The organism is Larkinella punicea, from assembly GCF_003334855.1.
Lineage (GTDB): Bacteria > Bacteroidota > Bacteroidia > Cytophagales > Spirosomataceae > Larkinella > Larkinella punicea.
This window is the reverse complement of the sequence record NZ_QOWE01000010.1, coordinates 129,117-154,897: the sequence shown is the minus strand read 5'-3', so window position 1 is coordinate 154,897 and position 25,781 is coordinate 129,117. Positions and strand designations below refer to the sequence as shown.

The following is a 25,781-nucleotide window of genomic DNA, read 5'->3' as shown; positions in this document are numbered from 1 at the left end:
CCGGTCAGTTCTCCAGCAGTTTCACGATGTCCTCATAAATGGCATCGGCTGTGCTGGGGCGTTTGGCATTCAGATCGGCCATCTGGCCTTTTTTGTCGATCAGGATGTAACGCGGAATGCTCTGAACCCCAAAATACTGCACAATTCGCGAGCGCCAGCCGCCCTTCGACCAGCCCTGGTCGCCGGGTAGCTGGTGTTTTTCTAAGGCATTCTTCCAATTCGCTTCCGAATCATCGATGGAGATATAGAGGAACGCGACTTTTTCCAACTGCTTCTTCGTCAGGCGCTCATAGAGTTTTTTGGAGTGCGGCACCTCACCGATGCACGGTCCGCACCAACTCGCCCAGATGTCCAGATACACCACCTTGCCCTTAAAATCGTCCAGCGTGACGGACTCGCCGTTCTGGTTCAGAAACGAAAATACATTCGGATCGACCGGTTTTTTCTTCGCAGCGGCTGCGGCCGGTTTGGGTTCGTCTTTCCGGCTCATCACGTCTCCACAGCGTGTTTTTACCAGTTCCGTATAGGCCGTTGCGTTCGGGGTGGCTGTGAGGGCCGCAAACACTTCGCGCACCGACGAAGGCGTTGCCTTTTCGCAATTATCGAGCAATAGCCGGGCCAGGGCATACTGGTACGGTTTTCCGTTCAGGTGCTGGCGGGCATAACCGGCTTTTTCCGGAAGCATTTTGTGCAGATCATCCGGCGTATATTTGGCAAAATTCCGGGACTTTGAATTGAAATACGTCACGTAATAAAACAGGAAATTTCGATAGGGTTCGGCAATCATTGCCGTTTCATCGTTCGTTTTCGACTCATCAAAACCTTCCAGCATGACGGCGGGCAGCGATGGCACAGTTTGCTGCGTAGCCTGCGCGTTGGTCCGGACGATGGGCCAGGCCATGAGCAAATGCCAGTAATTCCAGCGGATGCAGTTCTCAACATATTTTTTGAATGGTTCGGAAAACTGGCTCATCTGCGGATGCGATTGATAGAACGCCAGTTGTGCTTTTCGGGCCGAAAACAGTGTCATTTCCCAGCCGTCGACACCGGTTGTCTGCGCTTTGGCATATTGCGCCGGGGCATCGAAGTCGGTTTTGAATTTCTCATTAAATTCCTTCAGAAACCCCAGTTCGGAGCTTGCGGAAAAGACGGTTTCGGGCCTGGGTCCCTGGTACATATCCTGCGAGAACCCGTCTGGTAAAAAGCGGGCTATGAAGAGAAAGAGGAGGAAGATTTTTTTCATAGTTCTTATGTAGGCTATTCAAATTTGCCCCTAAATCCCCTAAAGGGGACTTGGACAGTCTAACGTACAGATGCGTAAAGTCCCCTTTAGGGGATTTAGGGGCAAAATGTAGGTTGTATTTATTGGTTTTACAAGCAAATAATAGTCCAAACCAAAGTGAAAACGCTGGCGTTGGCTTCTTATTGGATGAAATACTGGTAAATCATACCGGAAACCGTGGCCAGGGACTCGATCACGGCGGCATCACTTTTGATTTCTTTCGAGAGCAGCACCAGAACGTACTGTCGGCCATCGGGCAGAAATACGATGCCCGAATCATGCCGAACCGAGGTAATAGACCCGGTTTTATGCGCCACTTTGACGTTTTTGGGTAACTTTGCGGGGATGACGGAGTTGAACCGCTGATCGAGCAGAATCCGGATCATGTCCTGCGAGGCTTCGGGACTCACGGCTTTTCCGGTGGCAATTTTTTCGAACAGCACCATCAGGTCGTAAGCGGTGGTCGTATTGTTCAGCCCTTGCTGGAACGCTTTCGTGTCTTCCACGCCCCGCCGAACCTGCATGTCTTTGGCGCCCATTTCACGCATCGTTTGCATCACTTTTTTGGCGTCGACCCGTTCGATGATCAGGTTGGTGGCGAGGTTGCTGCTCAGGATAATCATGTCGTACATCACCGCCGAAAGGGGGAGCTTCGTGCCGACTTTGGTATAAATCAGCGTGTCGCTGTCGTCGGTCGCTTTCAGGCTGTACGGACTGCCGTCGACGATGCTTTTGAATTCATTTTTGATCAGAATGGAGTCGGACAGTGAAAACCGCTTCTGGGTGGCCTGTTTGTACACCTCGATCATGACCGGCGTTTTCATGGTGCTGGCGGCATGAAATTCTTCCCGTTCATGAATCAAAAGCTCCTGTCCGGTGGTTAAATCCTTGAACGCGACAGCGAACCGGCCCGGCTGTTTAGCCAACTGGGCTTCAATTTGTTGCCGGAGTTGTTCCAGCGAAGGTTTCGATTGCCCGAACGAGAAAAGGGAGATCAGTGAAAAAAAGAGAAAAGAAATACCCCGGCGAACTGCCTTGTCGAATTGAAAACCCATACCTTAATTCGGTTGTAATAGCTGGATGATTTAGCGTTCTAAAGTAAGCATTTTCTGTAACAGAAACCGTCTCGATGACCAATCTTGAAATCGTTTTAGTATTAATGGCCATCCTGGCCGCCCTGGCTTCCGTCACCCAAAAACTGAAAATACCGTATCCCATCCTGCTGGTGATTGCCGGTTTGGTGCTGGGCTTTTTGCCCATCGTGCCGGACATTCACCTGGAGTCGGAAGTGGTTTTTCTGATTTTTCTGCCGCCGTTGTTATACGAAGCCGCCGGCAACATTTCCTGGCACGAATTCAAAGCCTACCGCCGACCCATTGGTTTGCTGGCGGTCTGGCTGGTTTTCTTCACTACCGTGACCGTTGCCGTGGTCGCCCATTATTGCATCCCCGGTTTTAGCTGGCCGCTGGCGTTTGTGCTGGGGGCCATCACCTCCCCGCCGGATGCGGTGGCGGCCACAAGTGCCACCCGCGGCCTGGGGCTTCCTAACCGGCTGATTACCATTCTGGAGGGCGAAAGTCTGGTGAATGATGCATCGGCGCTGATTGCCTACCGGTATGCGGTGGCGGCTGTCACCAGCGGGAGTTTTATTTTCTGGCAGGCTGGTTTGCAATTTCTGGTGGTTGCTGCCGGGGGCGTCGCCATCGGACTCGCCATCGGCTACCTCTTTCGGCATATTCACAACAAGCTGGAAAACCCGACGGTGGCCACGACCATCACGCTACTTCTGCCGTTTGTGGCATATTTGCTGGCCGAACACCTGGGCGTTTCGGGTGTGTTGGCGGTGGTGTCGACGGGCCTGTATCTGGCCTGGAATTCCTACGAAATTTATTCGTTTCAAACCCGGATGCAGATCAACGGTTTTTGGAATATTCTCATTTTTCTCTTGAACGGTTTTGTATTCATCCTGATCGGGTCGCAGATGCCGGTGATCCTGAAAAACATCGAAGACCATTCCGTGGGACGGCTCATCGGCTTTGGTCTGTTGATTAGCTTCGTAGCCATCGTCACCCGGATTGTCTGGATTTTTCCGCTGGCGTACATCAGCACGTTACTGGATCGGGGGAAGAAAAAGCGTATCCTGTTCAGACCGAACGAGCTGTTCATCACCTCCTGGGCCGGGATGCGCGGGGTGGTTTCGCTGGCCACGGCGCTGGCCTTGCCGTTGACCCTGAGCAATGGAAAGGCTTTTCCGATGCGGAATGAGATTCTGTTCATCTCGTTCATGGTCATTTTTGTTACGCTGGTGCTCCAGGGGCTAACGCTGCCGTTTTTTATCCGCTGGCTCAACGTGCAGGAACCGCCGGGAAAGGCCGTGCAGGAAGAAAAGAAAATCCGCCTGGCCATCACCACCAGTTCGATCACCTATATCGAAGGCGAACTGTCCATGAACCTGCACGACGAGGTGCTGAGTGAATTAAAAACCCGGTTTGAGCAACAGACCAACTACCTGAACGGGGTGTTGCGAATGGACGAAAAACCCAAAAAAGGAGCACCACCCACGGCTGCGAATTTCTTTCGGGAGTTTGTCGAGAGTGAACTCGCCGTCATCAACCACCAGCGGGATCTGATCATTCAATGGCACAAGCAGGGGACCTTCAGCGAAGAGTCCATCCGTCGGATCGAGCAGGAACTGGACATTCGCAGCCTCGGTTTGCAAACCCAGTTGCGCAGGCTGGACCCGGTTTAATGGGAAAATCTACCGGTTTTCGGTCGAAAACGAATAAGGATATGCATCTGGTTTCGTGCCGCGTTGCTGGTTCGGCGTAGCTTTCATCGTAAAATCGACGGTTCCGCCCTGCATCAGCACCCGGTGGCTCAGCCAGTTGGCCGGATGCGGTTTTCCGTTTAGCTTCACGGCGTCGACGTAGCGGTTTGGGCCGCTGTTGGTGGGGGCGTTGATGACCAGTTTTTTGCCGTTTTCCAGGTGCAGTGTGGCTTTTTTGAACAGCGGAGCGCCCAGAACATACTGATCCGTGGCGGGGCAAACCGGGTAAAAACCGAGCGCGGAGAAAACGTACCAGGCCGAGGTCTGGCCGTTGTCTTCGTCCCCGCAATAGCCGTCGGGCGTGGGCAGATACAGTCGGTTCATGACTTCGCGCACCCAATATTGCGTTTTCCAGGGCGCCCCCGCGTAATTATACAGATAAATCATGTGCTGAATCGGCTGGTTGCCGTGGGCGTACTGACCCATGTCGGCGATCTGCATTTCCCGGATTTCGTGGATCACGCTGCCGTAGTAGCTTTCGTCGTAAACCGGCGGCAGGGTAAACACCGAATCCAGTTTGGCGACGAACTTTTGGGGGCCGCCCATCAATCCAACCAGTCCCTGCACGTCGTGGAAAACCGACCAGGTGTAGTGCCAGCTATTGCCTTCCGTAAACGCATCGCCCCATTTGAACGGATTGAACGGTTTCTGAAACGACCCGTCCTCGTTTTTGCCCCGCATCAAACCCGTCGCCGGATCGAAGAGGTTGCGGTAATTCTGGCTGCGTTTAGCAAACCGGTCGATTTCGGCCTGCGGGCGTTTCAGGGCCTTCGCCAGTTGATAGATCGTAAAATCGGCATAGGCGTATTCCAGCGTTCGGGCGGCATTTTCGTTGATTTTAACATCATACGGCACATACCCCAGTTTGTTGTAATACGAAACACCCCGGCGACCGACGGCATCCAGCGGGCCTTCGTTTTCGGAGTTTTTCAAAACCGCTTCGTAGAGGGCATTGATGTCATACCCCCGCAAGCCTTTCAGGTAGGCATCGGCCACAATCGACGCCGAATTGGAACCGATCATCGTGTTCCGCAAACCGGGACTGGCCCACTCGGGAAGCCAGCCGCCTTCCTTGTACGCATTCGCCAGCCCTTCCTGCATCTGTACGTTGAGCGACGGATACATCAGGTTCAGAAACGGGAACATCGAGCGGAACGTGTCCCAGAAACCGGTGTCTGTAAACAGATACCCCGGCAAGACCTGGCCGTTGTAGGGGCTGTAATGCACCACTTTTTTACTGGCGTCGATTTCGTAAAACTTCCGGGGAAACAGCAGCGAGCGGTACAGGCAGGAATAAAACGTGCGGGTTTGGTCGACCGAACCACCTTCCACGGCAATCCGGCCCAGTTCTTTATTCCAGGCGGCTTTGGCTTTCTGCTTGACGGTTTCGAAAGGGTCCGACCCGATTTCGTTTAGGTTCAATTCCGCCTGTTCGGGGCTGATGAACGACGACGCGACGCGCACGTTAACCGTTTCGTCCTTCCGGGTTTTGAAACCAACGACGGCTCCGACGTGGTCGGCCTGAAATTCGAGTACCTGCTGGTCGGCTTTTTTGTCGTGAAAAACCGTCCGAAAGGTGAAGGGTTTGTCGAAAATCAGGACGAAATAGTTCCTGAAATTGGCCGGAACACCCCCGCTGTTTTTGGTCGTATAACCGATAATTTTATTCTCTCCGGGAATGATTTTGATGAACGAGCCTTTGTCCAGCGCGTCGATCACGACGGAAGCACTGTCGGTTTGCGGGAAGGTAAACCGAAACCGGGCGGCCCGTTCAGTGGGCGCGATTTCGGTCGTAATGTTGTGATCGGCGAGGTACACCCGGTAATAATACGGTTTGGCCACCTCGGATTTGTGCGAATACCAGCTTGCCCGTTCGTTCTCGTCAAAGCGGACTTTTCCGGTCACCGGCATGATGGCAAACTGGCCGTAGTCGTTCATCCAGGGCGAGGGCTGGTGGGTCTGTTTGAAACCCCGGATTCGGTCGGCTGCGTAGGTATACGCCCAGCCGTCGCCCATTCGGCCGGTTTGCGGCATCCAGAAATTCATGCCCCAGGGCAGCGCGATGGCGGGGTACGTATTGCCGTTCGACAGGCTCGGTTTGGAATCTGTTCCCATCAACACATTGACCAGTTCTACCGGATCGGAAACGGGTTTGGCGGTTTGGGCCGTGGCGGTCTGGAACAGAACAAGGCAGAATACGAGGGAGAAAAGAGCGGTACGCATCCGGTTTGGTTTTACGGGGATTCGGTGAATTCGCGCGCAAAGGTAAAGCAGAATGGCCGGGAATGAATGCAGAATTTTACTTCGCCGTCGCTTTGACCGGATCGCCCTTGGCATCCGTCGTGGTCGACTGGGACGAAAACCGGATGGCAATGGCTTTCAAACTGCCCGAATCGAGAATAATCCCGCCATCCTGCCAGGGCGCGTTCAGGACATCGTTCGGCGAATAAAAACCCTGATTCTGGTGGACGTAGTGAATTTCATAGAAGCCGTTCGGCAGTTTGAAGGGGTTCGTAGACGAGGCAGGTTGCCAGCGGGCACCCCAGACGTAAATCCGGGTGGGTGATTTTTTGGAAACGCTGACCAGACCGCCCAGGTAAGCCTTTCGATCGACCTTGAAATCCGCGTACGAATCGCCCGTGCGCAGATAATCAAGTGCTCCAGAGGTGCTGGTTTTATCCAGTTTATAAAAACCCTCTTTTGCCGAGCTAAACCGCTGGAAGCCCGGAATTTTCCGAACCCGTTCATTCTCCGCCATTGCTAAAATAGGCGTATCCGACGACTTGCCGTACGACGCATTCGGCTGATTGCCAATGCGTACCTGATAATAGTCTCCATTGGCAGCGATGAGCAAAAACAGGTTATTACTGACCATCCGGGTTTCCCGAACCTCGCCCACCAGCACCCCGTAATCGCCCGGAATTCCGCGCTGGACGACCGTCGGCTGGGGTTCCTGTTTCACGTCGGCATTGGCGGTGTTGTCGATGGGCGAGACAGCCGCCGGTTCGGGATCAGGCGATGAGGTCGCGGGCCGTTCGTCCGTGGCTGGTTTGGTTTGCGTGGGATACGAATTGGTTTGGGCGGGCGTTTGGTTGGAAGCTTTGGTGGGTGCGGTTTTCGCAGGGATCGTTTTGGGCCGGGTTTTGACGCTGGGGGCTTTGACCGGGGCGGTTTTCACTGCTGTAGCGGGAATGGTTGGGGGAGCAGAATCCGGCTTATCGAGGTGAAGTTTGATCCAGGCGGCAGTGAGTCGGGCCAGCGAATCCGACCGCTCGGGCGAAAGAGTCCGGCGCGGAACCCGCACCACAAGCAGATTTTTGTTCCGGGGCGCATTCGGCAGAAACAAATTGACGCGGTTGAATTGAGCCGCTTGCTGTGCGGTTTTGATTTCCTGAATCTGCCGGTTACTCCGATCCTGGGCATAGGCCGGGTTGCTGTACTTTCTCATGTTGGCACCGTAGCTGTCCAGCGCATCGACACGAATTAGAAGAGAATCGGCTTGCAGGTTCTGATTTAAAAGATTTAGGTAGTCGACCAGCAGGGAATCCTGCGGAAAAAAACCGGGGGCTGAATACCAGGAGGTAGGGGCCACGATTTTTCGGATTCCCCGAATTGCGAGATCCCTTTCCCGGCTGCTGTTGTTTCCGGTGGAATCCAGAAAAACGCCCCGCTGAAACCGTACCGCGTGCAAATTATAAAGCGCTTCGAAGGTGTTCCGCTGCCGGAGCGATGCCATCAAAAGGGCAATCTGCATCGAATACAGTTCGGATTCGAGAACCGGCAAATACGTTTTCTGATGTGCTTCAATCTCGGCGGTCATTTCCGAAACCGCCTGAAAACCGTCCGACCTTTTTCCGGTGGGCGATTGATAGCGGCTGGTAATGCGATGAAGTCCGTTCTGGTATGTAGCACCAATGGAGTCGTTCGCTGGTTTATAGCCGATGGTTTTTACAGCGGTAGCAATTTGGGTAGCAAAGTCTGTATTTTTTAAACTATCGAACGAGAGCCTGGCCGCCAGATTATTATACATCATGGCGCTATCAGCCCGAAGCGAATCGGACGTGGTGTAGAAAAACCGTTTCAAACCCGCCGGGGTGGTGGGGCTGGTTTCGGGGAAAATGAAATACCCGGCTACTAATCCGAAAACCGCCAGGATCGCCAGCGTCAGGCCATAGGCCACGGTTTTCCGGCGTTCGTGAGCGCCCACCTGGCGGTCGACGGTCGGGCTGGTGATGAGTCCGGCTTTCTGAAACGGAGCCAGTTTTCGCAAGGCTTCCAGCCGGTGTTTCTCATCGGTGAGCATCACCTCGTAGGTGTGCCGTTCCCGTTCTTCTTCGGCCAGGCTACCGGGCTTGGTCCTGACCGATTCAAGCAACTGCAGGACATCCTGGTGAATGGCGGTTTTCATCGCAGTCGGCAATGCGTCGAAGCGGGCGAGCAACTCCTGACGCAGCGGTTCCGGAATGCTGCTTTGCTGCAACCACGGCAAGGCGGTTATTTTCAGGAGATTCGTGGTGGTGACAAAGGCATCGGTTCCCTGGAAGCGTTCAATGGTTTTGCCGATCGCCAACGTCATTTCCCAGGTCGGCGTGGCGTAAACGGCGGTGGCGTAGGCCCACTGTTTCAGCCGGGTGATTTCTTCTTCGGTTGGTTTTTCAGTGTCGAACGGATTTTCGAGAAACCGGTCGATTTCGGCGATGGTCAGTTTGCTGGCCGGTTTTCCGAAAAAGCCCCGGTCAGCGGCCGTAGTGGAGTTGACCTGCAACTGGCGACGCAGTTCCTGAAACGTCGGATGCTCCCCCGCCTGAAAATACGTCCGGAGCAGCAACTGCCCGTCGGGGGTGGCCGGTAGTACGATGAAAAACCGGGCGAGAATGGCCTCGATGGACGTCCAGTTTTCGGGATACACCGGCGTCAGAATGGCCCGTTTCTCCCAGCCGTCGAACCCGTTCATGACCCAGGGTGCCACGGTTCCCCGGTCGTAGTCGATCAGTCGGATGCCTTCCGTTATCAACACCAGGTACGAATGGCGGTGAAGCCGGTAAAGATCGCTGAGGGCAATTCCCCTGGGGTATTTTTCGCTCCGGCAGGTACGCGGGTCGCTGTTGAAAAAAAGCGTTTCCAGCTCAACCTCGCTTTCGGTCAGCACCGACCCCAGATAGGCATACAGCCGGGCCTGCTGGTGGAACGTCGAGCGTTGATCGATCAGCACCAGATACCGGGGGCGGAGTTTGATTTGCTGGTAATAAATCGAAGGATAACCGCCCCGACTGGCCGTGGCCCGAATGGTTCGCGCAACATCCATCATCCGCCGTTGGCCTTCATCGCGCTGGTTCAATTGCCGCGCCCAGACGTCCATCGACTCGGCGACTTTGATCGTTTTCTCCTGATCCGGGAAGGTCAGAAAGTAGGGCGGGCCGTCGCTTGGAAGGCGTTTTCGGCTCGGGAAAAAATACCGAAAGAGCACCGCGGCCGCTGCGACCGTGGCCAGCAAAACCGCCAGCAGGAGATACCCGGTCTGTCGCGTGTAGGTGGTGATTCGTGTGGGATTTGCCTGAATGAGCGGAAAAGAGGGGTACGAAGACGGCCTGACAACGGGACTCGGATCAATTCTTTTGGTCGTGTCGACCCCTGGCGACTGTGTCGAGTTGGATGGTGTTTGAGGTGGTTCTATCCCAGGGTTGACCGGTTTTTGGAGGTAATAAACCACCAGGCCAATGAGAAGCAAGGTAATAGCGGCCAGGAGCGTAGCCCAGCGCAGTCGGTCGGGCATCAGCGGTTTTTGCGAATCCGCTGGTTTTTCGGCAGTTTCGGTCTGTTTCGCTGCCTGATCGGAGAACCGGACGACCTGATCGAAGATCGCTCCGAACCTTTCCTGCTCGATGTCCGAGCGCACCACCACCGGGCCGAGCAATTCCTTCAATTCACGTAGCTGCCCGGTGGTGGTCAGTCCGTCCGGAAACCAGGTGTCGGCGATTCGGAAACAGCGGTCGTACACCTCCGGCGTCACCACAAAGCCTTCCCGCCGAAGTTGCTCGAGCAATTCGCCCAGGGGAAGCGGTCGATGGGGAGAAACGGGCGTCATGGCCGTCGGGAAAAACCGTTACAGGGTTTTGAGGAGTGCAAAATCTTCGGCATGTTTGGCCAGAATGCTGTAACTCGCCAGCCGTTTGGGTTCATCCACTTCCTTCAGCGGGCGGGGGTGAAGAATGTCGTCGCGCAGGAAATACATCCAGCTAATGAGCTCGGCGGTAGCCGGTTTTTTCTTCAGATTGGCATTTTTCACCGTGACGAAATAGGCAATGTACTCCGCAATCATCTGTTCAACAGCGTGCCGTTTTGATGCGGATTCGGTTCGATCCAGTTCTTTGTTAAAGATTTGATTCAGAACGATTTCCATGAGCTGATCTTCCTTCGGAAATTCGATGTGGTAAAAGATGCACCGGCGCAGAAACGCATCGGGCAGGTTCTTTTCCGAATTGCTGGTCAGGATGACGAAGATGTTTTTGGTTCCGATTTCGTATTCCGCGTTGCCGTCTTCCCGAACCTGAAACCGGAAGCGATCCAGTTCGTTCAGCAGGTCGTTCGTAAAATCGCGGGGGGCTTTGTCCACTTCGTCGATCAGCACCACCGAGCTGCGGGGTTTGGAAGCATCTACGTCGTTCATGGGCAGATAGGGGCATTTATCGAGCATCACCGGATTGCTCAGCACGATGGCCTGCCCGAGCGCCTGGAGCCGGATGTGCCGGGCCACCTCGGGAACGGGCGGTTTTTCCGGAATCGACAAAACCGTTCCGGCAGCGGCTCCGTTGGCGGAAACCTCCGGTTTTTCCGGTTCAAAATGCGTCGCGTGGAAATGGCCGAGGGCGTCGTACAGGTAAAACAAATCTGTGGACGTCGATACGGTTTTGGTGTTGAAAACCAGTGGTTTACTCAGGTACTCGTTCGGGTATCGGGTGTGCAGATCGGCGGCTAGTTTTTCGGCCAGCCGGGTTTTTCCGGTCCCGGGTTCACCGGTCAGCAGCAACGGTTGCTTGAGAAGAATCGCCACCCGGACGGCGTTGTAGAGGGCTGAGTCGAGGATGTAATCCGAAGGATTTTTCTTCATCCGCGGAACATTCAGTTCCGTTTGCTCGTCAAATTCAAATTTTTCGACCAGGGCCATTTTTCAGGGAGTTTGAGGGGTATTGAAGCGTTCGATCAGCGTCAGGAGTTTGTCTTCCAGCGCCGGGACGTCGATTTTTCCGGGATGATCCGGCTGAAAAATACTGGTAATCACGCGTTCTTTGTCCGCATCCGGCGCGTGCCGGAGGTAGTTCCGGAACCATTCTTCGAGGTATTTCCGCTGATCGGGAACAGCCAGCAGTTCGTCATCCTGATTCAGAATAATGAGCGGACTCCGGGCGGGGTCGTCGGGATCGACCAGGCCGGAGGTTCGGAACGGTTTCAGGATTTTTTTGACGGAATTACCCGGCATAAAAGCTGAAAACCAGCTTTGTTTCGGCGTAAAAATAATGTTCCAGAAAAAGAGCAGATACGGATGGGCCGACGAATTCGTTCCGGTTTCGGGCGGGCAAAATTCCGTCATGAACTGCCGGATCGACGCCAGCACTTTTTCGTTCAAATCGTCGGCATTGATTTGAAGGGCGACAATGGTATACTGGCTGTTTTTGATCGCCGGAATGCCCAGAAACTCATCAAACGTCAGGCTGGTGCTGTCGTCCTGGCCTTTGATGATTTTATAGAGTTCGCGCCGGATCTTGACGGGCGTGTCGTAGGCGCGGTTGAGTTTGACGAGCATGTCGTCGGCGTCGCGTCGGCGGTCGTTGGGGTCGAACGGGTAGTTGTAAATCCGGTTGGGGTTTTTCGTGATTTTCTCGTAGACCAGCTTTCGCGCCAGCCCCAGCGGAGACTGGTAATCTGCGCCCACGATCAGGTAATGCTGGACCGGTCGGTACAACACGTCGAGTCCCTGGCTGAGGTTGAAGCTGGGATCGAACACGTTGCGGTATTGATCCCGGTCACACAAAAACGCCTTCTGACGATCGATCAGGGGGACTTTTTCAGACGGTTCCCGTTTGGATACCAGCGTCCATTTCAACACCTCGGGCTGGTTGTAATACAGCCCCCAGGCACAGGGCACCTCGGGGTTTTCGGTCGGGAAACCGCCCCGCGTAAATAAGGTGGATTTTTTTTCGGACAGCAGGGGCGATTTCGAAACGGCTTCGTCAAATGCCTGCTGGAGGGTTTTGTGCGGGCGGGTAAAGGAATAATAAAAGTTTTTAGCAAGTTCGCTGGCCTGACCGTCGGGCACGGCGGTCGACGTAGCGATGATGGCTTCAACGCCGTGGGCGAGGAGCGTATCGACGTACCCGTAGGTGGAGCAGCCGTTCAAAAAAATCAATTTCGGTTTCTTTCCACTCAATAGTTTAACGAGCTGGTTCTGGTTGTAAATGCCATCGGACAGCACAAAGTGGGTTTGACTGGCGTGGCCACAATAGTGAAAAATGGTTAGTTCCTGACCGATTTTTACCAGGGCCCGATGAATACTGTCCGCATCGGTTTTGGTGGAGGGCGTCGGATAGACAATGTCCTGGTTTATTTCCAGATCATACAGCAGTTCGTCGATGTATTTGATTTCGTCGTCAACCGCATTTAAATACTGAAGATCGTTCAGAGTAGACGGGTTGGCGCTGGCGATAAAAATAACGGGCTTGCTCATAGACCTTCCAAATCCGGTTGACGGCATCGCACTGACTTTGGAAAGTAAGATACTTAAAACCTGAGCAGCCAGGGCAGGGTTATTATTTAACGGCAGGGACGGTCTGTCAACCCGGCAGGTTGAGGTGGCGCAGAATGACCCGCATCAGGCTGGTCGGATTATAGGGTTTGACCAGAATTTCGTTCAGACCGGCCACCTGGGCGCGGTTGCCGACTTCCTGCGCCAGACTGGCCGTAACGGCAATGATGGGCAGCGTTTCGTTCCGTTCGCGGATGATGCGGGTTGCTTCATACCCGTCCATGACCGGCATTTGCAGATCCATCAATACCAGCCGGTGTTTGGCCGAATCCAGTTTATCGACTGCTTCCTGCCCGTTGCCGGCCACATCGACCGACGCGCCGAGCCGCTCCAGCACGCTTTTAGCCAGGAGCACATTCATCGCGTTGTCTTCCACGAGCAGGATGCAGACATCTTTCAGGGGTTTATCGGTCGACAGGGGTTGGTTTTCAGACAGCATTTCCGGCGGATCCGTCATTTTCCGGAATTGTTGCGTGAAGTAAAACCGGGACCCTTTCCCCGGTTCGCTCTGCAGATGAAGGACCACGTTTTGCAACTCCAGAATCCGTCGGCAAATGGTCAGGCCCAGCCCCGTTCCGCCGTAACTGCGCGACATCGATGAATCGGCCTGTGTAAACCGGTTGAAGACCAGTTCCTGTTTTTCGGGGGCAATGCCGATGCCGGTGTCTTCGACGGCCATCATGAGGGTGACGTCCTGCCCGGTTTGTTCAACCACGGACAGGCTCACCCGTACCTGTCCCTGAATGGTGAACTTGATGGCGTTGTGAACCAGATTCGAAATGACTTGGGCCAATCGGGTGGGATCGCCGATTACCCTGCCTTTCCAGGTGGGATCGATCGTCAGCGAAAGGGTCAGTGATTTTTCGTTTGCGGCCGTCTGGTAACTGGTAATGACCTTGTGCAGGATGGTGGCCGGATCCATCGGGATTTCTTCCAGGGTGGTTTTGCCGGCTTCAATCCGGTTGAAGTCCAGAATGTCATTGACGATGTGCAGCAAATTTTTGGCCGAAAACAGCATCACGTCGAGGTGCTGTTTCTGATCCGGTCGGGGTTTGTCCTGCAGCAGCAAATGCGTCATGCCGATCACCGCGTTCAGGGGCGTCCGGATTTCGTGGCTCATCGTGCTCAGAAATTCGCTTTTGGCCCGCAGGCCATCTTCCGCCTGTTCCTTGGCCTGTTTGAGCGTAAACGCAAACCGGAACGAGAGCACCAGCGATTGCAGAAAGAAAAAGCCGATGTAGCCGATGAACAGCACCAGATTTTCGGGAAAGGCGATCTGGAAATATTTAAAAATAATGATGACAAACACCCCCAGTAGCACGGCGGTACTCATCAGGGAATACTCAGCACCGGGGCGTTTTCGTTGGGCCGCTACCCAGTAGACGTAAAAAGCATAGGCGATGTAGATCGGCATCAGGCTGAGGAACGGTTTGACCAATTGGGTAAAAATGATGGGCGGACAAAGGACCGTAATGCCGGCGAATGCCAGACAAATCCACGCCAGTGCCGTCAAAAAGCGTTTGTGAACGTCGGCGGGGTAGAGGGAGCGGGTATAAAGGATAAAAGCGGCAATGCTTAAAAAAAGCGTGAGGTATTCGAGGTGGAGCGTCACCGACCAGTCGATCTGGTGAAAGATGGAATGGAGGGCATACTGATCCGTACCGATGATGCGGTAGCTGTAGAGCAGGCAAAACAGCGAGAAATAGAGAATGGAGGTTTCGTGTCGCCCGAAAAGAAAGAGGCCTAAAAAAAACAATCCGCCCATGAAAAGGCAGCCTGTCAGGAGAAAATTGAGGGCCAGCTCCCGGTTTGCTTTTACCGTCAGCGTGTCGGCCCGGCCCAGCAGAATCGCCTTGTAGGGGCCTCCTTTGGAATGGTGGAAATTGGCAATTTGCAGCAGCAGTTGGAGCGTATCGGCCTTTTCTGGAATGTTTTTTAGCTGGGTCGACCAGTAGGGCGTTGTGGTTTCTTTTGATGTGCCGGGGGTGCCGCTCCGGGCCAGTTCCCGCCCATTCAGGAGCAGGCGGTACGCGGTGTAGGCGTCGGGGAGTTTGAGAGCCAGTGGAGGGTGTTGGGGCGGCAGCACAACGGTCAGAGCGTAGGTGGCGTAGCCGTAGGAGGGAAGGGGCTGGCCTTTCCAGGTTTGGGAATTCCAGATTCCGGGATATGGGCAGTATTCAAACGGGATTTCGGGGTCGCCGGGGTTTCGTAACGTGTGCCAGTACCATTTCCAGGTTCCGTTCAACGAAACGATTTTTTGATCGAGGTTTACGCGCCGAAGATCCAGAACCCCCTGCCGCGCGGCCGGAGGAGGAAAGTCGGTTGATTGCGCATGGAGGAGTGAGCAACCCAGTAGTAAAAAAAACAGTAAACCACAGCGGTAATAAAAAATAGGAATACTGGTTTTGCCCGAAAAAAACCGGCTTTTCATGTGTTGGACTAACTTCCCGTTGAGTGAATGTACTTATCTTTTACCAGACAAATGGTTCGATTTGTCCAGGCATAAAAACCCCCTCAAATTTTAGTCCAAAAATGGTTGAATCGGGCGTTGTGTTTGGAAATCGTGTTTTTTTCGGCTATCAAAACCGGGGGATGGGCGGGTCTGTTCGCCGGGGGGTAATCTGGCCGGAATCGCCGAAACGACAACGGGTTAGGGCTTGGGGTCAGGTGCTGGCCGGAATCCGGGCGGTGTCGAGCCAGAACGTCCGGATCTGGCTGATTAAATTTGTAAGCTGTTGGTAACCAGGTGGTTTTGTTAAGTACGTATTGGCCCCCAGTTGGTAGCAGCGGGTAATGTGTTCGGGCAGCGAAGAGGTTGTAAAAATAATCACCGGAATGGAGCGGAAGGCTGGATTGGAGCGCAGTTCGATCAGGGTCGTAAATCCGTCCATCCGGGGCATATTCAGGTCCAGAAAGATCAGTGACGGCAGTTGACGGGTGGTATTCAGGTGGTCGAGCAGTTCGACCCCATCACCGGCGAAGGCAACCTCACAATCCAGCCAACTGGAATCAAACACCGATTTGAACAGGAGCCGGTCATCGTCGTCGTCGTCTGTAATGATAATGCGGTATTTGTAAGCCATTGAAAAAGTTGCCGAATGGGAATGAAGGTAGTTTTGTCAAATATAGATAATATATGTCAAATACAATTTTAACCCCCGGTAAACTTTTTAAATCATACAATGGCCTTTCTTAAATTATAAAACATACGTTGTGGTAAGATATGGGTCGATTGGCTCCGGAACGCGATCGTTTACGACCTGCCGATTGGCATGCCGGTTTTTGATTCATTCCGGCCTCCGGTCCTGGTCCGGCCGCTGCCGGAACCCTTCACCGGAAAAGCCTTTTGGGGCGGTCGGAACGAATACGATCGGAATGGCGCGAAAAATGGCATCAGTCCGGAGGGTCAGAAATTGCACTTCACGCGGCAAATACTTTTATTTGTGGCGATTTTTTTGCATATTTGTATGATAGGCGTATCGTAGAACAAGCCTCAAACCGTCTGACAATTTCCAAACCGGCGGTTCCACTTTTTTAACCATCGCTTCGTCCGTATTATCGGACAGAGAATTGACTTCTTATGGCAGAAGAGACAGAAGAACAGAACAACTCCACCAACATTATTCCCATCAACATTGAAGACGAAATGCGCGGTGCCTACATCGATTATTCGATGTCGGTCATTATTTCGCGCGCCTTGCCCGATGTCCGTGACGGCCTGAAGCCGGTACACCGCCGGGTGCTTTTCGGAATGGCTGAACTGGGAGTCAATTATAACAAACCTCACAAAAAATCGGCCCGGATTGTTGGGGAGGTTTTGGGTAAATATCACCCGCATGGCGATTCATCCGTGTATGGTACGATGGTACGGATGGCCCAGGACTGGTCGTTACGGTATCCACTCGTAGATGGTCAGGGGAACTTTGGTTCCATCGACGGTGATTTTCCGGCCGCCATGCGGTATACCGAAGCGCGGCTGAAGCGGATTGCCGAGGAATTGCTCACCGATATTTATAAGGAGACGGTCGACTTTCAGTCGAACTTTGATGACTCCCTGGAAGAGCCGACCGTGATGCCGGCCAAACTGCCGAACCTCCTGCTGAACGGTTCGTCGGGTATTGCCGTCGGGATGGCTACCAACATGGCTCCCCACAACCTGACGGAAGTGGTGAACGGGATCGTGGCCTACATCGATAACCACGATATTACCATCGATGAGTTGATGGAGCACATCACCGCGCCGGATTTTCCGACGGGGGCTACCATCTACGGTATCGAAGGTGTTCGGAATGCGTTCCGGACCGGCCAGGGCCGGGTTGTGCTGCGGGCCCATGCCACCATTGAAGAAAACAAGGGCAAGACCCAGATCATCGTTTCCGACGTTCCCTACATGGTCAACAAAGCCATGATGCTGGAAAAAACGGCGGAATTGATCAATGATAAAAAGATTGAAGGGATTTCGGCTTTCCGGGATGAGTCGGACCGCGACGGATTGCGCGTGGTGTATGACCTGAAGCGGGATGCGGTTCCGAACGTCGTTCTGAACAACCTCTATAAGCATACGCAGTTGCAGTCGGCTTTCAATATCAACAACGTCGCGCTGGTGAAAGGCCGCCCGGTTTTGCTGAATCTGAAAGACATGATCCGGTATTACGTGGAGCACCGCCAGGAGGTGATCACGCGCCGGACGCAATATGAACTGCGCGAAGCCGAGAAGCGGGCGCACATTTTGGAAGGTCTGCTGATTGCGCTGGACAACCTGGATGCGGTAATTGAAATCATCCGGAGTTCGCGGGATCCCGAGGTTGCCAAAAACGGACTGATCGACCGGTTTAAGTTATCGGAAATTCAGGCCAAAGCCATTCTGGAACTTCGTCTGCAACGCCTGACCGGTCTCGAACGCGACAAGATTGTGGCGGAATACGAAGAACTGGCCCGACTGATTGCCGATTTACGGAGTATTCTGGCGAGCGAAGAACGGAAACTGCAAATCATCCGCGACGAACTGCTCGAACTCAAAGCCCGTTACGGCGACGCCCGCCGGACCGAAATCAGTATTCTGGGCGACGGCAACATCAGCGATCTGTCGCTGATCGCCGACGATGAAATGCTGATTACGATTTCGCACGAAGGCTACATCAAACGGACACCGTTGACCGAATACCGGACCCAGAGCCGGGGAGGAGTTGGTTCGCGCGCGGCCAAAACGAAAGAAGACGACTTTACGGAGCATTTGTTCATGGCGACGATGCACAACACCCTGCTGATTTTTACGCAGAAAGGGCGGTTGTACTGGTTGCCGGTGTATGAACTGCCGGAAGGCGCGCGGGATTCGAAAGGTCGGCCGCTGGCCAACTTCATCAACATCGAGTCTGACGATCAGGTGCGGGCGGTGATCAATGTGAAGGATTTGAAAAACGCCGATTACATCAACAACAATTACCTAGTGATGTGTACGGAGCAGGGAACGATCAAGAAAACCCTGCTGGAAGCCTACTCGCGTCCGCGCCAGAACGGGATCATTGCCATCACGATCAATGAAGAGGAGGGAGACCGCCTGCTGAATGTCTGTATGACCAATGGACAGAACGATATTGTCATTTCGTCGAGCCTGGGGAAAGCCGTCCGGTTTAATGAAAGCCGGGTTCGTCCGATGGGCCGGACGGCCGCCGGGGTTCGCGGCATCGATTTAGAGCCGGGGGTGAAAGCCGTCGGTATGGTTTGCATCGGTCGCGACGATGCTCAATTGCTGGTGGTTTCGGAAAAAGGATTCGGAAAACGGTCACCGATCGACGAATACCGGGTGACGAACCGGGGCGCGAAGGGCGTTGGTACGCTGAAGGTTACGGATAAAGTCGGTAATCTGGTAGGCATTTTGGAAGTAACCGATTCGGATGACATGATGATCATCACGAAGTCGGGAACGGCCATCAGGATGCACGTCGATGAGGTGCGGGTAATTGGTAGGAACACCCAGGGGGTGCGGCTGATCAACCTGCGCGACGGCGACGAAATTTCGTCGGTGACCCGCATCGCCCGGGAGGAAGATGTTGAAATTGAAGGGAATGGCATCGTGCCGGAAGCGCCGGTCGACGGTTCGGAGGAAGCACCCTCTGATCAAATGGCTTGATATTCCCATAAATTATTCAGTACTTTCCAGAATAAAATCAAAAACAACGTTCAACCACAAAATTTAGTCATATGAAACGATTCTCGTTCTTCCTACTGGCGGGATTTTTATCAGTAGGAGCATCGTATGCTCAAGGGCTTGATGCTCTAACCGAAAAAGCTTTCCAGAGTGAGAAAGAAAAAAGCGACAAGGCAATCACGGATGAGAAGGCCTCTGTCAAGCCCAAAACGTGGATGGATCGCGCTAAAACGTACGAGAACATTGCTACGCAGGCTATTAAACTGGACTCGAATGCGGCAACCGTTGCCTACGATGCCTATAAGAAAGTAGTCGAACTGGATAAAGATAAAAAAACTGGCGGTCCGGGTAAAATGGCCAAAGAAGCAGAAGAAGCCATGAAAGGGCAGACCTTGTTTCAGGCGTTTATGAACTCCGGTATTTATAAGTACCAGGCGAAAAACTTCAAAGACGCGGCTGCGCTGATGTCCAGAGCAGGGGAGATCAATCCGAAAGACACCACGGCGGCTTTGTATGCCGGTATTTTTACCCAGAACACCGAGAAGCCCAGTGATGCGAAAGCGCATTTTGAGCGGTATATCGAGAACGGCGGAAAAGATCAGTCGGTCTACACCACGCTGGTGAGTCTGTACTATCAGGACAAGGAAATTGAGAAAGCCCTGGCTACGATCGATAAGGGAATTGCCACCTTGCCGAATAGCAAAGACCTGGCTACCCAGAAAACGAGCATCCTGGTTACGTCGGGTAAAATGGATGATGCGATTGCTGTACTGAAAGGGCAGCTTGCCAAAGACCCCAACAACGTAAACCATTTATTGACGCTTGCCAGCCTTTACGGTGACAAAAATAACAAAGGCACGGAAGAACTGTCGAAGCTGATGAGCAGTGCCAAGAAAGGGCCGAACGCGACCAAGCAGTTGAGCGAAGAAAAAGTGGTTCTGAAAGAGTCTCAGAATGAGCTTACCCGTTTGACGGCCCGCGCGAAGAAAGAGCCGAAGAACGCCGATGTGAAAAACCAGATTGCGCGGGTGAATCAGATGATCGCGGATTCCAAAACAAAAATCACCGGTTTGGAGAAAGAAGTTGCGGAGCAGGCTCAGGCGAGCGCAGCGGCTGGCAATCAGGAGCAGAAAATTGCGGAGCTGACCAAGCAGGTTGAGGAAAGCCGGGTCGCTTCCAAAGACTACTACACCAAAGCGCTGGCGGCTGATCCGAATAACTTCGATGCGAACTTCAACCTTGGGGCTGCTTACTTTAACGAAGCCGTTCAGATCCGGAAACAACTGGAGATGATGGACATGAAAGACTACCAGACCAAAGGCAAGGAAATCGAAGGCCAGGTTTGCGGGAAATTCAAACAGGCACTGCCGTATTTCGAAAAAGCAAAATCGGTGAAAGATACCGACCAGGATTTGAACGACAACCTGACGAACCTTCAGAATATTCTGAAGCAGTTCGAAGAGAAGAAAATTCCCTGCGTCGAAAGCAAATAACCAAAAAGGCAGCTCGAAAGGCTGCCTTTTTTATTCCATAAAAAGCTCCGATCTTGTGAAAGCGAGGTCGGAGCTTTTTAATGAGGTAGTAATGATAAAGATTACAAAGGTACTCATCACCGTGACCATGATTGGTGTTTGGGGCTGGCTGGCTTTTATGGCGATTATGACGGCAAGTTTACGCGGTCGGCTGACATCCGTAGCCATCGGTATTTTACTCAACAGTGCATTGGCGTTTTGGTATACACATCTTGAGAAACGGTTGAAGCGATTACCGGATGAGGAGAAGCAAGAAACGGAAGAGGTGGAACAGAATACTTAGAGAAATGAAAACACTAGTTAACATAATATAAATTATACAACAATTTTTTTGTGGCAGAATCAGCTTGTAAATGTCCCTGTAAGGGTCTGGAAGATAATGGGTTATAGAAGGTCGTATAGATCAATGATTTATGGATTCACGTGGAACTAATAAAGGGGTTTCGCGGAGTTAAATAGAGAAACAAAAGAGTTGAGCGGAGAATTAAATCAAATCCTGAAAGATGAATTGGGTGTCCCACTGATTGGTGTCTGCCGAAGCAGCATACGAGCGCCGGACTACTTCGCCCTTTTTGAATGGTATCGGTGCTTTGAAAATCGGTCCGTCGTAGACAAAGGAATGATATTCGCCGTTTTCACCACACGGATCGACCGACGGTGGCAGATCTTTTAAAATCGTAGCGTCCAACTCGCGACCGGCCCAGCTTTTGGGCAATTGATTTTCGTTCACGCAAACCAGCACGGCTTTAAAACCGGCCTGGACAAACTTGGCCAGCAACACCGTCGTGTTCTGATTCCACAATGGAAACACACCCTGCAAACCTACCTCGCTCAGTTGCTGTTCCCGGTACTGCCGCAGGTCTTCCAGAAAAATATCGCCGTAAATCACGTGCGTAACGCCCTGTTTTTTCAACTCTGTCAGTTTCTGTTTAACCAGCGTGTTGTAGAGTTCCATCGAGACGTCTCCGGGAAATTGAACCGTATGCAAAGGCAGTTCAAGAACATGCGCCTGCGTTTCGATCAGCCCGGTGCGGACGCCGTGCATGCTGACCCGTCCGAATTGTTCATTGACATTCGTGAGCAAGCCCACCACATCATAGTGTCCGGCTTGCTGGCAGAAAAAGAGAGCGAGAGCCGAATCCTTGCCCCCGCTCCAACTGATGATTGCTTTTTGCATCGTAAGAGTAAAGAGGTTAGACAAGAGAGTAAAGACAACGCTGGAGCATGAGTATATCGTATTGGTCTTTATTCTCTTGTCTAACCTCTCTTGTCTATTTAAAATAAAAACCGGATGGTGCAATTTCCGCTTTCACGGAATCGATCAGGGTTCCGCTGGCCTGGTAGCGGAAGACGTAACCCGCCTGTTTGTAAGATGGCGTATACCCGCCGTAAATGATGCCGGATTGCGGTTCGACGGCAAGGCCGCTGAACAACCGTTTGATAAAGGGTGTGGTCGCCGGAACACTGGTGTCGTTGACCGAAAAACGATAGGTCTCGCCTTTTTCCCTGTAATTTTCGGAAGCATCACCGTAGTAACTGCTCACGAAGTAAAAGTATTGTTTGTCGGAACTCAACCGGAATTTTGAAAGCGAGCGGGTTTTGTCGGTTCCAATCTTCAGGCGGTTTTCAATCGCCTTGCTCTGCGGGTTGACCCGAATCATTTCACCGCCACTATACACCCAGAGTTTGCCGTTGCCGTCGACGGCCACCGGGTTTGGATTGGAACCAATCTCGATACCGGTTTTAAGCTGATCGGTGGTGATGTCGATAACCGTAAGTTTGGTAGAACCACCGGTCGAACCGGCAAACACCTCGCTACCCGCCAGCAGAAGCGTCTCCACTCCTTTCACCGCCGGTATTTTTTTGGTTACGGTGTTGGTCGTTAAATCCACGACGGCAATGTATCCCGGATTTTTGTAAAACGTGCCGTTTGAAAAATCACCGGAAAGATCCCAGCAACTCACGTATACTTTGTTGGCACTCACCCGAACCGCCGAGCGGGGGTTTTCAATTTCCGGCGATTTCAGGGTCGCCAGTGACTTGAAGGTATTGGCATCCACGATTTCGACTTTGTCCTGACCCGCTGTGGTGTTATCGACCAGAATCAATCCTTTTCCATCGGCTTCTGTATACGCCTGAACACTTCCGGTTAGGGAACGCTGATTGACCTGATTGAAAATATCGTAGGAAGCCGTTGAGCCGGTGGGCGGAAAATATGAAATCGTCCCATTGTTGTCGGTGAAATTTCCCTGGTTGACAACCAGAACCCCTGAACCATACGGCAGGGCTTGCGGATCGTCGTTGTCATTGTTACAGGACCAGTTCAGGGCGACCAGCAGACCAAGTGCCAGTTTCAATCGGACCGACGGTGCGGTAGTTACTTTTCTCATTGTTTTGGGGTATTCAGATTACAGATTAATTGAATGGTAAAGTTGCGGCCCGGCATTGCGTTTCGCTTGACATTGAGGTAGACGGTATCAAACACATTGTTGATCTGTCCCTGAATCCGGGTTGCGACGGGGCCGAGCTTGATCTGGGTTTCGAGCAACACGTTCGTTAGCAGGTAGCCGCGTAGAAACTGAATGTTGTCGAAGGTGATGTACTGACGGGAATTCACCTGGTTCTGGATGGTCAGGCGGTTTTTGCCTTTTGCCACAAAGGCCGAAAACCGGCCGCTGTGTTTGGGAACATACACCAGTTGTTTGCCGATGATGTCCTGGGCATAGGCGTTGTAGACCCGCTCCTGGCTCGACCGCGTCAGGGCATACGCCAAGGTCAAGCCCGATTGCCAGTTTGCGCTGGAATAGGTTACCGAACCATTCCACTCCAATCCACGAGCTACGACGAGTTGCAGATTTTCGACCCGGTAGCCGGACTCCGGATTCCAGTACGACCAGTCGTCGATGCGGTTTCGGAAAACCGTGGCTTCGGATGTCACGGTTAAGTGTTCGGTGGGAATCCATCGGCTTGCCAAACCCGCTTCCAGATTAAACCCGTTCTCGGGCCGAATGTCCGGATTGCCCAGTACTTTCCAATACCGTTCGTTCAGCGTGGGAACCCGGTAACTGCGTCCGGCGGATGCTTTGGCCGTCAGCGCACTTTGGCTCGTTTTTACCAAAGAATACTCCACACCCAGGGAAGGCGTTATCGGCGGATCAAATCGGGTGACGAATGCCTGCCGCAGATTGGCCGAGATCAGCCACCGGGACCATTGCATCCGCAGCAGCGCATACAGATCGGCACGGTCTTCCTGAATCGGTTGATCGCCGTAGCCGTCGACCTGTGTGCGGTAATGCGACCACTCGCCCCCCAGTCGCAGCGAAACTTCCGCTGATTGATAGGAATGTGTAAACTCCTTTTCAATTCGACTGATTAGTCGATCGGTTTCGGAATGGCTGGGATTGTTGAAATTTCCGCGTGCGTAATCGATGATGTCGCGAATCCAGCCCAGTCGCAGCGTGAGTTTATTGGTTTCGTAGGTTGTTAAAAACCGGTATGATTGCGAGCGGGTTCGTTCCCGAACGGTGGTATCGTAGGGCGTAACGGTGAGATCGTTGTCCGTCAACCAGAGGTTCACCGAAAGCTGCTGGTTTTTCTGGTTTCGGAAATACAAATCCTGAATGAAGCCTTTCTGTTTGGTGATCGAGTGCTCCACGAAGTAATTGCCGCGTTCGCGATACGGGAAATCGTTGTTGGCGTTGGTGGTGTAGAAGAACGATTTCCCGGCGATCTGCCAGCGTTTTCCAGCATCACTCACAAACCGAATCCCAAGCTGGGTTCCATAATTGCGAAAACTCCCGAGCTGCTGCCCGACGGAAGCCTGAAAACCGGGTTGTTGCCACTTTGGATTGTTCATGAGCAGAATGCTGCCCCCCACGGCATCCGAACCCACGCAACTGGCGGAGGAGCCATACTGAACCGCGAGCTGATCGAAACCGGTGACGGGCAGGGTCGAAAAATCGCTTAGCCCGAGCGTTGGCTGGTTGATGTTGATTCCGTTCCAGAGCACGGCGGTGTGATTGGCCGAGGTACCGCGGAACGAAGCGGTCGATAATTGCCCCGCACCGTATACCTTAAACGCAATAGGGGTTGTATAGGTTAAGAGATCTGTCAGCGTTTGAAACCGGAATTGTTCGAGCGTCACGGAGTCGATCCGCTGGGTTTTCTGCCCGGCCGAAAACCGCTCGGGCGTGGTTCCCCGAATCGTTACGGCGGGTAACGTTTGGTCAGTACCGCTGGTTTGGCCGTTCACAACCGAAAACGAACCCACCAGTAAGGACAGGATAATCCCGTCTCTATACCGCATCATAGCTGAATTAAGTAAAAAAGTGGGCGTCAATTCCCTCGTTAAAAGGGTTGGGAGCCGTAAAACCCGGTTTCCTTTTCACCCGAAAGAAACTGAGCATCGTTGTTTTAGGCAGGTCTCCTGGCTCACCCACTGATTTCGGCCTTCCCATCCGAACCAAACCGGACAGTGGCAAGAAGAGGAAATCAGTTCGTACGGGTTTACAGTTGCGGGGACAGCGTCGGTTTTGCACCGACTTCCCTATTAAGCCAACCCTGCCAAAACCAGCAGGCGGCACCTAATGCGACAAAGGTAGCAGGTTGTGGAGGATTCTCCAATTATTTACGACGGAGAGTACTCCCGGAAGGTGCCGTCGGTGTAGAAAACCAGAATTCGCTCTATGGTTTTTTCTTCTTTATTTTTCGCTACAGACGATTGTGGCGGGGCTATATAAGGCGGTTTTTCGTCTACAATTTCGGGTTGTGGGCTGGGCTTGCGCGGAATGGCTGGAATGGCGACCGGACGAGGATTTACATTTGTTAAGGGCTGATCTTCTTCCAGTATCCAATCGTAACCCAATTCAGGAAACCGTCGAATGATCTTCTGGATGATGTCGAAGCTGGGCCGGTTGCGTCCCGAGAGGATGTGGGAGATGCTCGACCGTTGAACCCCGATTTCATCGGCGAAATAAGAAGGGGTTAAGTTCTTATCCTTCAGTACCTGTTTAATTTTGTCATTTACATTCATAGTAGCATAGTTTTTACAAAAGTAAATAGTTTACAAATAGGAACAAGTATTTTGTAAACTATTAAAAGTTATTGATGTAAATAGCACAAATGTCAATTGTTTACAAATGAAAAAAGCCAACGTTACTAATGTAAAATTGGCTTTTGTGAATTAAGTAAGG

Annotated in this window: 16 protein-coding genes and 1 riboswitch; of the genes, 4 read left to right on the top strand and 12 right to left on the bottom strand. The window is 52.7% G+C overall.

Features of this window, described 5'->3' with window-relative positions:
• Window positions 1–4: 4 nt before the first annotated feature.
• Together DUE52_RS13980 and DUE52_RS13975 are read right to left on the bottom strand one after the other, a co-directional pair.
• The gene (locus tag DUE52_RS13980) at window positions 5–1,243 is read right to left on the bottom strand and encodes a TlpA family protein disulfide reductase (RefSeq protein ID WP_114406630.1); all 1,239 of its coding nucleotides are present in this window, start codon (window positions 1,241–1,243) and stop codon (window positions 5–7) included.
• Between the two features lie 179 nt (window positions 1,244–1,422).
• Window positions 1,423–2,337, bottom strand: a complete 915-nt coding sequence (locus tag DUE52_RS13975; RefSeq protein WP_114406629.1) for a serine hydrolase — start codon at window positions 2,335–2,337, stop codon at window positions 1,423–1,425.
• A gap of 74 nt (window positions 2,338–2,411) precedes the next feature.
• Between DUE52_RS13975 and DUE52_RS13970 the strand changes: the two genes are divergently transcribed.
• Window positions 2,412–4,031, top strand: coding sequence for a Na+/H+ antiporter (locus DUE52_RS13970; protein WP_114406628.1), 1,620 nt, complete (start codon window positions 2,412–2,414; stop codon window positions 4,029–4,031).
• A 9-nt stretch (window positions 4,032–4,040) separates the two neighbouring features.
• Here DUE52_RS13970 and DUE52_RS13965 read toward each other — a convergent pair whose 3' ends face one another.
• The 6 genes from DUE52_RS13965 to DUE52_RS13940 all read right to left on the bottom strand — a co-directional run bounded on the left by DUE52_RS13965 (window position 4,041) and on the right by DUE52_RS13940 (window position 15,992).
• Window positions 4,041–6,332 (bottom strand): GH92 family glycosyl hydrolase, encoded by a 2,292-nt coding sequence (locus DUE52_RS13965; RefSeq protein ID WP_114406627.1) that lies wholly within the window; start codon window positions 6,330–6,332, stop codon window positions 4,041–4,043.
• Window positions 6,333–6,408: 76 nt separating this feature from the next.
• Window positions 6,409–10,194 (bottom strand): DUF2278 family protein, encoded by a 3,786-nt coding sequence (locus DUE52_RS13960; protein WP_114406626.1) that lies wholly within the window; start codon window positions 10,192–10,194, stop codon window positions 6,409–6,411.
• 18 nt (window positions 10,195–10,212) lie between these two features.
• The gene (locus tag DUE52_RS13955) at window positions 10,213–11,274 is read right to left on the bottom strand and encodes an AAA family ATPase (RefSeq protein WP_114406625.1); all 1,062 of its coding nucleotides are present in this window, start codon (window positions 11,272–11,274) and stop codon (window positions 10,213–10,215) included.
• A 3-nt stretch (window positions 11,275–11,277) separates the two neighbouring features.
• The gene (locus DUE52_RS13950; RefSeq protein WP_510186372.1) at window positions 11,278–12,903 is read right to left on the bottom strand and encodes a CHAT domain-containing protein; all 1,626 of its coding nucleotides are present in this window, start codon (window positions 12,901–12,903) and stop codon (window positions 11,278–11,280) included.
• Window positions 12,904–12,937: 34 nt separating this feature from the next.
• Window positions 12,938–15,340 carry an ATP-binding protein gene (locus tag DUE52_RS13945; protein ID WP_114406623.1) on the bottom strand — a complete coding sequence of 801 codons (2,403 nt, stop codon included), beginning with the start codon at window positions 15,338–15,340 and terminating at the stop codon, window positions 12,938–12,940.
• Between the two features lie 232 nt (window positions 15,341–15,572).
• Window positions 15,573–15,992 carry a response regulator gene (locus DUE52_RS13940; protein WP_114406622.1) on the bottom strand — a complete coding sequence of 140 codons (420 nt, stop codon included), beginning with the start codon at window positions 15,990–15,992 and terminating at the stop codon, window positions 15,573–15,575.
• A gap of 497 nt (window positions 15,993–16,489) precedes the next feature.
• On the opposite strand from DUE52_RS13940, the gene gyrA reads away from it, so the two are divergent.
• The 3 genes from gyrA (at window position 16,490) to DUE52_RS13920 (ending at window position 20,872) form a co-directional block, all read left to right on the top strand.
• Window positions 16,490–19,039 (top strand): DNA gyrase subunit A, encoded by a 2,550-nt coding sequence (gene gyrA / locus DUE52_RS13930; RefSeq protein ID WP_114406620.1) that lies wholly within the window; start codon window positions 16,490–16,492, stop codon window positions 19,037–19,039.
• 71 nt (window positions 19,040–19,110) lie between these two features.
• Window positions 19,111–20,550, top strand: a complete 1,440-nt coding sequence (locus DUE52_RS13925) for a tetratricopeptide repeat protein (protein WP_114406619.1) — start codon at window positions 19,111–19,113, stop codon at window positions 20,548–20,550.
• Between the two features lie 91 nt (window positions 20,551–20,641).
• On the top strand, window positions 20,642–20,872 hold the full coding sequence (locus tag DUE52_RS13920) for a hypothetical protein (RefSeq protein ID WP_133299836.1): 231 nt from the start codon (window positions 20,642–20,644) through the stop codon (window positions 20,870–20,872).
• Window positions 20,873–21,073: 201 nt separating this feature from the next.
• Here DUE52_RS13920 and DUE52_RS13915 read toward each other — a convergent pair whose 3' ends face one another.
• From DUE52_RS13915 to DUE52_RS13900, 4 genes are all read right to left on the bottom strand, one after another.
• A complete protein-coding gene (locus tag DUE52_RS13915; protein WP_114406617.1) occupies window positions 21,074–21,766 on the bottom strand; it encodes a Dph6-related ATP pyrophosphatase in 693 nt (230 codons plus the stop codon).
• A 94-nt stretch (window positions 21,767–21,860) separates the two neighbouring features.
• Window positions 21,861–22,979, bottom strand: coding sequence for a YncE family protein (locus tag DUE52_RS13910; RefSeq protein WP_114406616.1), 1,119 nt, complete (start codon window positions 22,977–22,979; stop codon window positions 21,861–21,863).
• A complete protein-coding gene (locus tag DUE52_RS13905; protein ID WP_114406615.1) occupies window positions 22,976–24,898 on the bottom strand; it encodes a TonB-dependent receptor plug domain-containing protein in 1,923 nt (640 codons plus the stop codon). The genes DUE52_RS13910 and DUE52_RS13905 overlap by 4 nt, the downstream gene beginning before the upstream one ends.
• Window positions 24,899–24,988: 90 nt before the next feature.
• A riboswitch (cobalamin riboswitch) is annotated at window positions 24,989–25,191 on the bottom strand.
• 25 nt (window positions 25,192–25,216) lie between these two features.
• On the bottom strand, window positions 25,217–25,621 hold the full coding sequence (locus tag DUE52_RS13900) for a helix-turn-helix transcriptional regulator (protein ID WP_114406614.1): 405 nt from the start codon (window positions 25,619–25,621) through the stop codon (window positions 25,217–25,219).
• Window positions 25,622–25,781 lie beyond the last annotated feature (160 nt).

Bases quoted from the DNA above. Each gene is read 5' to 3' on its own strand.
- DUE52_RS13980 (WP_114406630.1), bottom strand. From the start codon at position 1,243: ATGAAAAAAATCTTCCTCCTCTTTCTCTTCATAGCCCGCTTTTTACCA.
- DUE52_RS13975 (WP_114406629.1), bottom strand. From the start codon at position 2,337: ATGGGTTTTCAATTCGACAAGGCAGTTCGCCGGGGTATTTCTTTTCTC.
- DUE52_RS13970 (WP_114406628.1), top strand. From the start codon at position 2,412: ATGACCAATCTTGAAATCGTTTTAGTATTAATGGCCATCCTGGCCGCC.
- DUE52_RS13965 (WP_114406627.1), bottom strand. From the start codon at position 6,332: ATGCGTACCGCTCTTTTCTCCCTCGTATTCTGCCTTGTTCTGTTCCAG.
- DUE52_RS13960 (WP_114406626.1), bottom strand. From the start codon at position 10,194: ATGACGCCCGTTTCTCCCCATCGACCGCTTCCCCTGGGCGAATTGCTC.
- DUE52_RS13955 (WP_114406625.1), bottom strand. From the start codon at position 11,274: ATGGCCCTGGTCGAAAAATTTGAATTTGACGAGCAAACGGAACTGAAT.
- DUE52_RS13945 (WP_114406623.1), bottom strand. From the start codon at position 15,340: ATGAAAAGCCGGTTTTTTTCGGGCAAAACCAGTATTCCTATTTTTTAT.
- DUE52_RS13940 (WP_114406622.1), bottom strand. From the start codon at position 15,992: ATGGCTTACAAATACCGCATTATCATTACAGACGACGACGACGATGAC.
- gyrA (WP_114406620.1), top strand. From the start codon at position 16,490: ATGGCAGAAGAGACAGAAGAACAGAACAACTCCACCAACATTATTCCC.
- DUE52_RS13925 (WP_114406619.1), top strand. From the start codon at position 19,111: ATGAAACGATTCTCGTTCTTCCTACTGGCGGGATTTTTATCAGTAGGA.
- DUE52_RS13920 (WP_133299836.1), top strand. From the start codon at position 20,642: ATGATAAAGATTACAAAGGTACTCATCACCGTGACCATGATTGGTGTT.
- DUE52_RS13915 (WP_114406617.1), bottom strand. From the start codon at position 21,766: ATGCAAAAAGCAATCATCAGTTGGAGCGGGGGCAAGGATTCGGCTCTC.
- DUE52_RS13910 (WP_114406616.1), bottom strand. From the start codon at position 22,979: ATGAGAAAAGTAACTACCGCACCGTCGGTCCGATTGAAACTGGCACTT.
- DUE52_RS13905 (WP_114406615.1), bottom strand. From the start codon at position 24,898: ATGATGCGGTATAGAGACGGGATTATCCTGTCCTTACTGGTGGGTTCG.
- DUE52_RS13900 (WP_114406614.1), bottom strand. From the start codon at position 25,621: ATGAATGTAAATGACAAAATTAAACAGGTACTGAAGGATAAGAACTTA.